Genomic DNA, 11,985 nt, shown 5'->3' on the forward strand with positions numbered 1-11,985 from the left:
GATACCATTATTGACCTTTTTCTATTGTACGACCAGAGCATACAGATTGGGTGTTACATGTAGAATAATTGTTAACATCATTTTGGTTGATATAAGCCGTTGTTTTTAAAGTATTTTAATGTGAAATTACGTATGAATACGTTGTATTTTGGTGAGATGCTGAAGGAACAGGATAAGCTGAAGACTGCAGTATGAAGCTGTTTTCTAAGAAAGCAAGCCAACAATACGAAGTATTGAATAATAAAGAAGCGCGCAGATGAATTGAATTAAATCATCTGCGTGCTATTTTTCTAGGATTTATGTCTCAGATTCTTTATGTAATAACAAGGTGATTTCTAAATAAAGTATAGTAATTTGTTGGCTTCTCACGTGTAATTAAATGAGGTGAAGAAATGTTATACGCGAACAATAATCGAAATCAGGCCGTTTGGGCAAAAGATGCGATAAAAAATAAGCATTATCGTTGCCCATTTTGTAAATGCAAAGTGATATTAAAAAAAGGAACATACAATACACCTCATTTTGCGCATATCCGTAATGATCGTTCATACTGTCATAAAAATGAATCACAAGAACATTTTAATTTAAAATACCATATTGCTCGAGAGTTAAAAGGCTTAAATCACAAAGTTAACATTGAACCTTATGTACCACAAAGTTACCAATATCCTGATTTAATCATTGATGATGAAATTGTATTAGAAATACAATTTTCAAAAGTAACGACAGCATGTATTTCGAAACGCAGTAAAACTTTACAAAATGCTGGGTATAAAGTGTATTGGATAACAAAAAAAGTTAAATATAATAAAAGTAATAGTGTTTTGTATTTATCAAAATACGAAAGAAATTTTATTAATATTCATAATAGATTATTATTATCGTGGGATACAACACATAAAATTCTTTTTGGTTATAAAGTGATTAATTTTTTAGGAGGGCAACAATTTATTGCCCAAAGGCATTATATGACATTTGCACAATTAATTAATCAAATTCAAATAGAGCGTGTTTATCATGCGCCAACACAGCCCTTAAAATTATCCAAAATTGCTATAAGCACTTATTTGAGAAACTGCCGTAAAACACACTCAGTTTTAGAACCAAGTTTAAGTGTGATGTATAATTTAAAATTAACGGATGCATGGGTAAATAAATATATAGGTATAATTTACCCAGAACAAATTTATATTAAGTCACATCCTGTGTATTGGCAATTACAACTTATATATTTGTGGCGTACACACACTTTTAACATGACACGATTTAAACAACTGATAGAATTAAATCATTTTTATAATGTTGAAATAGATAAAACGCAAATAAGCCATAGCGTTGTTCAAAAGTTCAAACAATTCTATAATAATCATGGGTGTTATAGCGTGCAAAAATAATCATGACATGAGAAAATTATACTAATAGACTTTATAGGAGGTTTACTAGATATTATGACACAACAATTAACAAGAGAAGAGCAAGAACGTAAATATCCAGAATATACTTGGGATTTATCTACCATTTTTGAATCTGATAATGCTTTTGAAGATGCATTTAAAGAAGTAGAAAATAATATCGGCAAAGAACAACAATATGTCGGTCACTTAGCTGATAGCTCATCTACACTATATAATGCATTAGCACTAGAAGATGAATTAGGTTCTAAGTTAGAAAAAGTATATGTATATGCACATTTAAAACAAGATCAAGATACAGCGAATGATAAATACACAGGTTATGAATCTAGAGCACATCAATTAATTATAAAATTCAGCTCAGCATGGAGTTTCTTAGTGCCAGAAATTCTACAAATAGATGAAGCAACGATACAAAAATTTATTGATGAAAATGATGATTTGGAACGTTATAAATTTGATTTAAAATTAATTAATGAAAAAAGACCGCATGTATTGAGTGCAGATAAAGAAAGATTACTAACTGAAGCACAAGATGCATTGTCTACACCTGACAATGTGTATGGCATGTTTAGTAATGCGGATTTAGAATTTGAAGATGTGATAGATAGTGAAGGCCAACGACATTCATTAACACAAGGAACATTCATTAAATGTCTGGAATCAGATGATCGCGTATTACGTCAATCTGCTTATGAAAATTTATATAAAGCATACGGTGCTTATAATAATACACTAAGTGCGACGCTCGCTGGAGAAGTTAAGAAAAATGTTTTTAACGCTAGAACACATAACTATAAAACAGCAAGAGAAGCAGCGTTAAGTAATAATCACATTCCAGAAGCTGTATATGATAATTTAGTGAAAACAGTTCATAAATACTTACCTTTACTTCATCGCTATACTAAATTGCGCAAAGAACTATTGGGCTTAGATGACATGAAAATGTATGATGTTTACACACCACTTGTTAAAGATATTAAATTTGAAATGCCGTACGAAGAGGCTAAAGATTGGATGTTGAAAGCATTACAACCGATGGGTGAAGAATATATGAAAGTTGTAGAAGAAGGATTAAATCATCGATGGGTAGATGTCTTTGAAAATAAAGGTAAACGTTCTGGAGGTTATTCATCAGGTGCACACTTAACAAATCCGTTTATTTTACTAAATTGGTCAAATACTGTTTCTGATTTGTATACTTTAGTACATGAATTTGGTCATTCAGCACATAGCTACTTTAGTCGTCAAAATCAACCATCTAATTTAAGTGATTACACTATTTTCGTTGCAGAAGTTGCATCGACTTGTAATGAAGCACTATTAAGTGATTATATGGATAAACATTTAGATGACAAGCGCAGATTATTACTATTAAACCAAGAACTTGAACGTTTCCGTGCAACACTATTTAGACAAACAATGTTCGCAGAGTTTGAACATAAAATCCATCAAATAGAAGAAGCAGGAGAACCATTAACAGCTAACCGTATGAATGAAGAATACGCAGCGCTCAACAGAAAATATTTTGGAGATTCTGTTGAAACAGATGAAAATATTAGTAAAGAATGGTCTAGAATACCACACTTTTATATGAATTATTATGTGTATCAATATGCAACCGGATACAGTGCAGCTCAAAGTTTAAGTCATCAAATTTTAACAGAAGGTAAACCTGCTGTTGAGCGATATATCAATGAATTCTTGAAAAAAGGTAGTTCAAATTATCCTATTGAAATCTTAAAAAATGCAGGTGTAGATATGACAACTCCAGAACCAATTGAACAAGCTTGCCAAGTGTTCGAACAAAAATTAGACGCTTTTGAAAAGTTAATGAAAGCTTAGTATGAATGTATTCGTTTACAATATGACAAGTTTGTGACAAAGGAGATTTATTTAATTTTAAAGGTTGAAAGGTATATAACACCGTGTTATATTATATACATGAATTTAATCACATAACAAACATACCCCTTTGTTTGAAGTGAAAAAATTCTCCCATCCCCTTTGTTTAGCGCCGTGTAATCAGACACGGCGTTTTTTTATGTTCATTTTTAAAGACTTTTATATGTATAAGAAATTGAATAACTATTCAGATATTTCAGCATATATTTTGACTGGAATTTTATATAAAACATGAATGTATATTGAAAATAATGATTAACAATTAGCAACTACTAAGCAAGTAATTGCAAGTATATATTATACAAAAAAGTGATTGAGTGATCATAACTAGGAATGATAAATAAAAATGCCAACTTCTTTAATACTCATATAGAAGTTGGCATTTCTTTACTTTTATGAAATTTTGTAATTCTATCTACTATGATATTAGCGTATATTCAAAATGTTTATTTAACTTTTATAAGTTTATGAAACATTTTCTAGATAAATCATTAACCTATATAAAATCTTTTAAAGTCATTTTATTTTGACTTATGCTTTTAGCTTTTGATTCGGAAAGTAAGCATGTTGTATGTCACAAGTTTTTAACCATAAAATATACTACGTTTTATGGTGCAGTATATTGATATAGATATGAACAAAATTAATATTTCAAACTTTTGACTTCCAAAATTTACCTTCTGGTGAGCTAAGTTTTTCTATTTTTTGCTGTAATGCTAATTTTTTCAGCTCTTTATTCAATAATTTTTCAGGCCATTCATAAATAGTCAGTAATTCTTCTTTGGTTACTAATTGTTGTTGATAGATGTAAGTTTCCAAACTTGGTGGGAGTTCTTTTTCAATCGGTGAACCAATCAGTTCGTTTATGATGTACGTATATATGTGATAAGGGTACAAGCCTTCGACTTTTAAACCTTCTTCATGAATATCTTCATTAAAGAATACAAGAGAGGGTGCTTCTTCAATTTCCATTTCTCGAGCGATATGCAAGTCAACTTGTAAGCTTTCCTTTAAAGCACTTTTATGTAAGTCTTCTTTAAAGACTTCATAATCAAGGCCAGCATTACTTATACAATTATTGACCATCTCTTCAGTGATAATATCTCGTTTTGGTATTATCTCATTTTGAACAAGATGGATAAAACGCTCTGCCCGTAATCGACCTTGGAGTTCGGCGGCCTTATAGGCAAGTGCAATATTATCTAAATTTGATGTACTTTGTGCTTGGCATTTTGTTAATACACGTAAAGAAGGGTTTAAAATATGTCTAATACTTATATATTGTTTATACTCAAGTCGTAATTTTGAAAGTATCGCAGACAATTTAAAGCACTCTTTACTGAATGGATCGAAAAAGGAATAAATTTCAATCTTACTCAAAGGTGAAAGATTTGCATCTTCACGACTATTAGCATTTATCAATTTTAATTCTTCAGCCATGTTTTTTCACCTACAATTAATTTTCGGAATTAACCATGTGATTCGCTGTTAAACGTAATCGTTCATATAAATAATCCCCGACGCCTGCAGAAAAATCTGCTTGTTGAATAGCTTTATACATATTTTCAAGCCATGCGTCACGTTCGTATGTTGTTATTACAAATTCCAAGTGTCTTTTTTTTAACATAGGATGACCATGTTCTTCTGTATACAGTTGAGGTCCGCCTAAAAATTGTGTTAAGAATTGTTTTTGTTTTCTGCTTGTTTCTTCAAAATCTCCAGGAAACAAATGATTGATTCTATCATCACGTTTAACCATATCATAAAAATGGTCAATCATTTTAAATAAGGCGTCTTGTCCGATAACCTCGTAAGCTGTTTGAGTCATAGTATCACCATATCCTATTAATATAATACTAATATAACATGAATTTTTACATTTGGAAGTAATTCGACTTCTTAATATTGTGCGCAATTAACTGTTGTTTAATTTACGTTTGCGATTGAAAAATCTTTGGACTTTATTGTTTGGAATTTCATGATTGATATTAAATTGATTAAGAATCGATTTAAATTGAACTAATCCTTCATTATAAGCATTTACTTCATATTCAAGTTCAAAGTCCTGGAAATCCAAGTAATAATTTTTATCTAAAACAAGTAGATTTCCGTTAATTTCTTTTTCTATACGTTCGGTAGTTAGGTCTCCTAATACGATTAATGCATCAATATCTACGTCCATTTTTAGGAGTTGGTTTAAAATATCTTGGGGCAGATCCTGACTTTTGATGTGCTTGTTTAGTTTTGGTTCAACGATTGTATCGAAATTATACTCCATCAAACCAATTTCAGCTGGTACTTTTAACGTCATTTCGTATGCATCATCTTTAACGCGAATTCTCAAAGCTGATTGATGAGATTTTAAATCGAAATTTAATGTGTCGATGTAATAATTAGTTTGACAAAATGGTTTGATATTTAAAAAATAGGTGTTGTATATAGCTTGATAATCGTCTTCAGACAATAACTGTTTAAATTCAATTTCATTATTAGTTGCCACGCGTTACACTCCTTAAATATATATGATAATTCATTTTAAAGGACTTGTAAGTTAATTTAAATTAGATTGCATTATACACTGAAAATTATTATATTTACGTTAAGTCAATTGATGACATAATAATAGTCATGTAACGTGTTATGTACGTCTTAATTATGTTAAAATAATGAAGAATAAGGAGGAACAAGCATGCGTATTTATGTGAATGAAATTAAAGTAACAGAAGATAGTTTAAAGTGTTATACAGAACAATCTACAGAAGGCTTACAAGAAGCAGGACAAATGCTTGTTGATAGTGATAATTATAGCTTTGCATATATCTTAGATGACGGCCAGTCATATTCATATTTGATTTTTGTTCAAGAAACCTGGTCTATGCTACATGAAAATAAAAATAAAAAGATTATCGTTAATGATCATTTAGAACTAAAACAATTCGATAGAGAATTTAATTATATATTAGAAAATATTCAAGGTAATTCAAACTATGGTAAGGAGTTTGTTTCTGTTGTGGAAGATACTTTCGAATTAGAGTGAAGCGGAGTGAAGCACAATGAATCAATGGGATCAGTTTTTATCTCCATATAGACAAGCAGTTGATGAATTAAAAGTAAAATTAAAAGGGCTTAGAAAACAATATGATGTAGAAGATAATGCTTCACCGATTGAATTTGTGACGGGTCGTGTTAAACCTATGACTAGCATTATTGATAAAGCAAATAAAAGACAAATCTCATTTGATCGATTACATGAAGAAATGTATGATATAGCAGGTTTGAGATTAATGTGTCAATTCGTCGATGATATCGATATTGTGGTCAATCTCTTGAGACAACGTCAAGATTTCAAAGTAGTAGAAGAACGCGATTATATCAGTAATACAAAACAAAGTGGATATCGTTCATATCATGTAATTATTGAATATCCAATCGAAACACTTAAAGGTGAAAAGTCAATTTTAGCAGAAATTCAAATCAGAACATTAGCCATGAATTTTTGGGCAACAATCGAGCATACTTTGCGGTATAAATATGATGGAGATTATCCGCCAGAAATTCAGCACCGACTAGAACGTGCGGCTGAAGCAGCGTTTTTACTTGATGAAGAAATGTCAGAAATTAAAGAGGAAATTCAAGAAGCTCAAAAATACTATTCCAAAAAACGTGCTAAAAAGCATGATAATGACTAGGAGGTGCAATCATGCGCTATACAATTTTATCTAAAGGTGATTCAAAGTCGAACGCTTTAAAGCATAAGATGATTAATCACATGAAAGATTTTGAAATGGTTGAAGATACGGAAAATCCTGAAATAGTCATATCAGTTGGTGGAGATGGTACTTTATTACAGGCTTTCCATCAGTATAGTCACATGTTATCGAGGTGCGCATTTGTAGGGATACATACTGGACATTTAGGGTTCTATGCAGATTGGTTGCCACATGAAGTAGAGAAATTGATTATTGAAATTAATAATTCAGAATTCCAAGTTATAGAATATCCACTATTAGAAATTATAGTGCGTTATAACGATAATGGATATGAGACGAGATACTTAGCATTAAATGAGGCGACGATGAAAACTGAAAATGGTTCTACACTTGTTGTGGATGTGAATATTAGAGGAAACCAATTTGAACGCTTTAGAGGAGATGGACTGTGTGTGTCAACACCATCAGGTTCTACTGCATATAATAAGGCGTTGGGTGGTGCGTTAATACATCCTTCTTTGGAAGCGATGCAAATCGCCGAAATCGCTTCTATTAATAATAGAGTATTCAGAACGGTTGGGTCACCATTAGTATTGCCCAAACATCATACATGTCTGATTACACCAGTGAATCATGATAAGATTTTAACGACCATAGATCACGTCAGCATAAAACATAAAAATGTTAATGCAATTCAATTTAGAGTGGCAAATGAAAAAATTAGATTTGCTAGGTTTAGACCATTTCCATTTTGGAAAAGAGTACATGATTCCTTTATTTCAAGTGGAGACGATGAATAATGCAATTTACGTATATGATTAGAGACCCTCAAATGCTAAGAACTTTTTTACAGGAGCAAGGGTATTCTAAGAATACAATTAGCGCCATTAAGCATAATGGCGCTTTAATTGTTGATGGACAAGCAGAAACTGTGCGTAAGCAATTACAGAACGGCGATATAGTGGAGGTACATTTAGGTTACGAGACAGCTAGTAATAATTTAATCCCATTCAATAAGCCTTTAAATATTTTATATGAAGATGCATACTTGTTAATCGTTTCTAAAAAAGCTTTTCAAAACTGCGCACCATCAAGGGAACATAAACATTTTAGTTTAGCTGAACAAGTTCTAGGTTATTTTAAACAATCAGGACAAAACATCGTACCGCATATTGTCACTAGGATTGACCGAAATACTTCAGGTATTGTTGTGATTGCTAAACATGGTTTTTTACATCATCTGATGTCAAACGTACATATTGATAAAACCTATTTATGCGTATGCTATGGTGAATTGCAATCACAGGGAATCATAGATGCACCTATTGCTCGAGATCCTGCTAGTATTATTACAAGACAAGTCAATTCAAATGGTAAACAAGCAAAAACAAAATATAGATGCTTAGACCATAAAAATAATTACAGTTTATGTGAAGTTACTTTATTAACAGGCCGGACACATCAAATTCGCGTCCATCTTCAGCATATAGGACATCCTATTGTGGGTGATGATTTATATGGAGGAGAACATTCGTATTTTAAACATCAGTTGTTACGATGTTTTAACATATCTTTTATACATCCAATCTATGATCAAAAGATTGAAATACAAGATAAATATGATGCAATAGAAAACATATTTAATATGATATAATTTGAGTAACTATGGAGGTGGGACTTTTGGCAAATGAAAAAGACCAAATCGTTTTAGAAGATGAGCAAGTATATGATCAAGAAATGCTAGATAAATTACTGCATGAAAATCATATTGGTGAATTTAGAGAAGAATTCTTAGCGATGCACACATATGAACAAAGTGAATACTTTGAAGACAGCGATGAAGATATTAGACAAAAAATGTTTGAAGTATTGTCCCCTGAAGAAGTAGCAGATTTTTTTGAACAATTAGAAATTGATGAAGAAGCGTATGAAGCGCTGTTCGATACTATGGATGCTACATATGCTAGCAAAGTGTTAGAAAATATGTCATACGATAACGCAGTAGACATTATGAATCAATTATCTAAGCAGAAAATTGTTAGCTTGTTGACACTGATGAACCGTGAAGATGCAAAAGAAATTAAAGCATTATTACATTACGAAGAGGATACTGCTGGCGGTATCATGACGACGGAATATATTTCTTTAAAATCAACAATGCCAGTGAAAGAAGCTTTAATGCATGTTAAAGAACAAGCGCCAGATGCTGAGACAATTTATGTCATATTTGCAGTGAATGAGCATAAACAATTAGCTGGGGTTTTATCACTAAGAGATTTAATCGTAGCAGAAAATGATGCTTATATAGAAGACATAATGAGCGAACGTGTGATTAGTGCTAATGCTGCTGATGACCAAGAAGATGTTGCGCAGAAAATGCGTGATTATGATTTTATCGCTATGCCAGTTGTCGATTATCAAGATCACTTATTAGGTATTATTACAATCGATGATATCTTAGATGTTATGGATGAAGAAGCGAGTGAAGACTACTCTCGTTTAGCCGGGGTATCTGATGTTGATGCAACCAATGATTCAGTCATTAAAACTGCTAAGAAACGTTTGCCATGGCTAATTATTTTAACGTTTTTAGGAATGATCACAGCCACGATACTTGGATCATTTGAGGATACTTTAGCACAAGTGTCATTATTGGCAGCGTTTATTCCAATTATCAGTGGTATGTCTGGTAATTCTGGGACACAATCACTTGCCGTATCAGTACGTAATATTTCAACTGGTGAAATTGACGAACAAAGTAATTTTAAAGTCGCATTGAGAGAAGCAGGTAGCGGTTTTTTAAGTGGTTTGATTTGTGCTATATTGCTGTTTATTATTATAATGGTGCTTTATGGACAGCCAATTTTAGCTACGATCGTGGCAAGCAGTTTAACAATTGCTATGACAGTAGGTACATTAGTGGGATCAATGATTCCATTAGTTATGAATAAACTAAAAATTGACCCTGCAGTTGCTAGTGGTCCATTTATAACTACAATCAATGATATTGTGAGTATGTTGATTTACTTTGGATTAGCAACTTCATTCATGTCTTACTTATTATAGGGGGTTACATGGAATTTTTATCACTTGTTGTCGTTGTAATGGCAGCATTCCTTACACCGATACTAATCAATAGATTGCGAATTACATTCTTGCCTGTTGTTGTAGCAGAAATATTAATGGGTATTCTTATTGGGCACTCTTTTTTAAACATAGTAGAACGTGATGCTATGTTAAATATTTTATCTACATTAGGCTTTATATTCTTAATGTTTTTGAGTGGTTTAGAAATTGATTTTAAAGCATTTAAAAAAGACAAAGGCTCATTAGAAGATAATGAAAAAAGTAAAGAACCCGGTCATTTACAATTAGCACTTACTGTATTTTTATTTATAATGGTTATTTCAATTGTATTTGCATATGCATTTAAATGGTTTGGTTTAATTGATGATGTTTTATTAATGATTATTATTATTTCTACTATTTCATTAGGTGTTGTAGTACCTACACTAAAAGAAATGAATATTATGCGTACAACTATCGGACAATTCATATTATTAGTAGCAGTATTAGCTGACTTGGTGACAATGATATTATTAACTGCGTACGGAACACTACACGCTTCAGGTGGCACATCACTTTGGTTAATAGGTAGTTTAGTAGTATTTGCGCTTGTTTTTTATTTCCTAGGTGGATTATTTAAGAAAGCACAATTCTTGCAAAAACTGATGGATGGTACAACACAAATTGGTATACGTGCGGTATTTGCGTTAATTATCATGCTAGTTGCTTTGGCGGAAGGCGTTGGTGCAGAAAATATTCTAGGCGCTTTCTTAGCCGGCGTGATTGTTTCTTTACTGGGTCCTGATGAGGATATGGTAGAGAAATTAGATTCCTTTGGTTACGGATTCTTTATTCCAATATTCTTTATCATGGTTGGTGTAGATTTAAATATACCAATGTTAATAAAAGAGCCTTCATTATTACTTATCATTCCATTTTTAATATTGGCCTTTTTAATATCTAAATTAATACCAGTATTTTATATACGTCGATGGTTTGATATGAAAACAACAATTTCTTCAGCTTTCTTGCTAACGTCAACTTTATCGTTGGTTATTGCTTCTGCAAAAATTGCTGAAAAACTTGGAACAATATCATCTGAAATATCAGGTATTTTAATATTAAGTGCAGTTATTACATGTGTTTTTGTACCAATTATATTTAAGAAAATGTTCCCGATGCCTGATGAAGCAACAAGACAGATTGAAGTGAGTTTAATAGGTAAAAACCAATTAACCATACCAATTGCTCAGAATTTAACATCACAGCTTTATCAAGTTTCGTTATATTATAGAAATGATTTAAGTGATAAACGTAAATTATCAGATGCAATTTCGATGATTGAAATTGCAGATTATGAAGAACCATTATTAGAGCGTTTAGGTTTATTTGAAAGAGATATTGTTGTTTGTTCTACAAATGATGACGATATTAATAGAAAAGTGGCTTTAATGGCCAAAAGCCATGGTGTAAATCGAGTTATATGTAGGTTAGAAGCGAGTACTGGTGATGAAGGTTTACAAAGTGAAGGTATAGAAGTATTTAGTGGCTTTATGAGTAATAAGATACTCTTGAAAGGTTTAATAGAAACACCAAATATGCTTAATCTTTTAAGTAATGTGGAAACATCTTTATATGAAATTGCAATGCTAAATCATAAATATGATCAAATTCAATTACGTAATTTCCCGTTTGATGGGGATATCATATTTGTGAGAATCATTAGAAATAATGAATCGATTGTACCACATGGTGATACTCAATTACGCTATAAAGACCGTATTATTGTAACGGGATCTAAAGAATATGTTGATGAGTTAAAACGTGAATTAGAATTTTATTATTAACATCTATATCTAGGATAATATTGAAGTCCTAAAATATGTATTAAT

Annotated in this window: 11 protein-coding genes; 8 read left to right on the top strand and 3 right to left on the bottom strand. The window is 31.5% G+C overall.

Annotation, left to right across the window (positions count from 1 at the left end):
* The first annotated feature begins 392 nt into the window (after positions 1-392).
* Both MUA21_RS03550 and pepF read left to right on the top strand, forming a co-directional pair.
* Positions 393-1,394, top strand: a complete 1,002-nt coding sequence (locus MUA21_RS03550; RefSeq protein ID WP_262561886.1) for a competence protein CoiA — start codon at positions 393-395, stop codon at positions 1,392-1,394.
* 54 nt (positions 1,395-1,448) lie between these two features.
* The gene (gene pepF / locus MUA21_RS03555; RefSeq protein WP_107525695.1) at positions 1,449-3,257 is read left to right on the top strand and encodes an oligoendopeptidase F; all 1,809 of its coding nucleotides are present in this window, start codon (positions 1,449-1,451) and stop codon (positions 3,255-3,257) included.
* A gap of 711 nt (positions 3,258-3,968) precedes the next feature.
* On the opposite strand, the gene yjbH is transcribed toward pepF, so the two are convergent.
* The 3 genes from yjbH to MUA21_RS03570 form a co-directional block, all read right to left on the bottom strand.
* The gene (gene yjbH, locus MUA21_RS03560) at positions 3,969-4,757 is read right to left on the bottom strand and encodes a protease adaptor protein YjbH (protein ID WP_064209425.1); all 789 of its coding nucleotides are present in this window, start codon (positions 4,755-4,757) and stop codon (positions 3,969-3,971) included.
* 16 nt (positions 4,758-4,773) lie between these two features.
* Positions 4,774-5,145 carry a globin domain-containing protein gene (locus tag MUA21_RS03565; RefSeq protein WP_064209424.1) on the bottom strand — a complete coding sequence of 124 codons (372 nt, stop codon included), beginning with the start codon at positions 5,143-5,145 and terminating at the stop codon, positions 4,774-4,776.
* Between the two features lie 87 nt (positions 5,146-5,232).
* Positions 5,233-5,817, bottom strand: coding sequence for a CYTH domain-containing protein (locus MUA21_RS03570; RefSeq protein ID WP_262561887.1), 585 nt, complete (start codon positions 5,815-5,817; stop codon positions 5,233-5,235).
* Between the two features lie 189 nt (positions 5,818-6,006).
* On the opposite strand from MUA21_RS03570, the gene MUA21_RS03575 reads away from it, so the two are divergent.
* The 6 genes from MUA21_RS03575 to MUA21_RS03600 are packed head-to-tail and all read left to right on the top strand — an operon-like array spanning position 6,007 to position 11,940.
* Positions 6,007-6,354, top strand: a complete 348-nt coding sequence (locus MUA21_RS03575) for a UPF0738 family protein (protein WP_046208063.1) — start codon at positions 6,007-6,009, stop codon at positions 6,352-6,354.
* Between the two features lie 16 nt (positions 6,355-6,370).
* A complete protein-coding gene (gene yjbM, locus MUA21_RS03580) occupies positions 6,371-7,006 on the top strand; it encodes a GTP diphosphokinase (RefSeq protein WP_046208064.1) in 636 nt (211 codons plus the stop codon).
* A gap of 11 nt (positions 7,007-7,017) precedes the next feature.
* A complete protein-coding gene (locus MUA21_RS03585) occupies positions 7,018-7,827 on the top strand; it encodes an NAD kinase (RefSeq protein ID WP_019469071.1) in 810 nt (269 codons plus the stop codon).
* Positions 7,827-8,681 carry an RluA family pseudouridine synthase gene (locus tag MUA21_RS03590; RefSeq protein WP_262561888.1) on the top strand — a complete coding sequence of 285 codons (855 nt, stop codon included), beginning with the start codon at positions 7,827-7,829 and terminating at the stop codon, positions 8,679-8,681. Before MUA21_RS03585 ends, MUA21_RS03590 begins: the two co-directional genes overlap by 1 nt.
* An 11-nt stretch (positions 8,682-8,692) precedes the next feature.
* Positions 8,693-10,093, top strand: coding sequence for a magnesium transporter (mgtE, locus tag MUA21_RS03595; protein WP_103161403.1), 1,401 nt, complete (start codon positions 8,693-8,695; stop codon positions 10,091-10,093).
* Between the two features lie 8 nt (positions 10,094-10,101).
* Positions 10,102-11,940 carry a monovalent cation:proton antiporter family protein gene (locus tag MUA21_RS03600; RefSeq protein ID WP_107525692.1) on the top strand — a complete coding sequence of 613 codons (1,839 nt, stop codon included), beginning with the start codon at positions 10,102-10,104 and terminating at the stop codon, positions 11,938-11,940.
* Positions 11,941-11,985 lie beyond the last annotated feature (45 nt).

Source organism: Staphylococcus ureilyticus, assembly GCF_025558845.1.
GTDB lineage: Bacteria > Bacillota > Bacilli > Staphylococcales > Staphylococcaceae > Staphylococcus > Staphylococcus ureilyticus.

Coding starts and splice junctions, on each gene's coding strand:
- MUA21_RS03590 (WP_262561888.1), top strand. CDS start 7,827: ATGCAATTTACGTATATGATTAGAGACCCTCAAATGCTAAGAACTTTT.
- yjbH (WP_064209425.1), bottom strand. CDS start 4,757: ATGGCTGAAGAATTAAAATTGATAAATGCTAATAGTCGTGAAGATGCA.
- mgtE (WP_103161403.1), top strand. CDS start 8,693: ATGGAGGTGGGACTTTTGGCAAATGAAAAAGACCAAATCGTTTTAGAA.
- MUA21_RS03550 (WP_262561886.1), top strand. CDS start 393: ATGTTATACGCGAACAATAATCGAAATCAGGCCGTTTGGGCAAAAGAT.
- MUA21_RS03575 (WP_046208063.1), top strand. CDS start 6,007: ATGCGTATTTATGTGAATGAAATTAAAGTAACAGAAGATAGTTTAAAG.
- MUA21_RS03565 (WP_064209424.1), bottom strand. CDS start 5,145: ATGACTCAAACAGCTTACGAGGTTATCGGACAAGACGCCTTATTTAAA.
- MUA21_RS03585 (WP_019469071.1), top strand. CDS start 7,018: ATGCGCTATACAATTTTATCTAAAGGTGATTCAAAGTCGAACGCTTTA.
- yjbM (WP_046208064.1), top strand. CDS start 6,371: ATGAATCAATGGGATCAGTTTTTATCTCCATATAGACAAGCAGTTGAT.
- pepF (WP_107525695.1), top strand. CDS start 1,449: ATGACACAACAATTAACAAGAGAAGAGCAAGAACGTAAATATCCAGAA.
- MUA21_RS03600 (WP_107525692.1), top strand. CDS start 10,102: ATGGAATTTTTATCACTTGTTGTCGTTGTAATGGCAGCATTCCTTACA.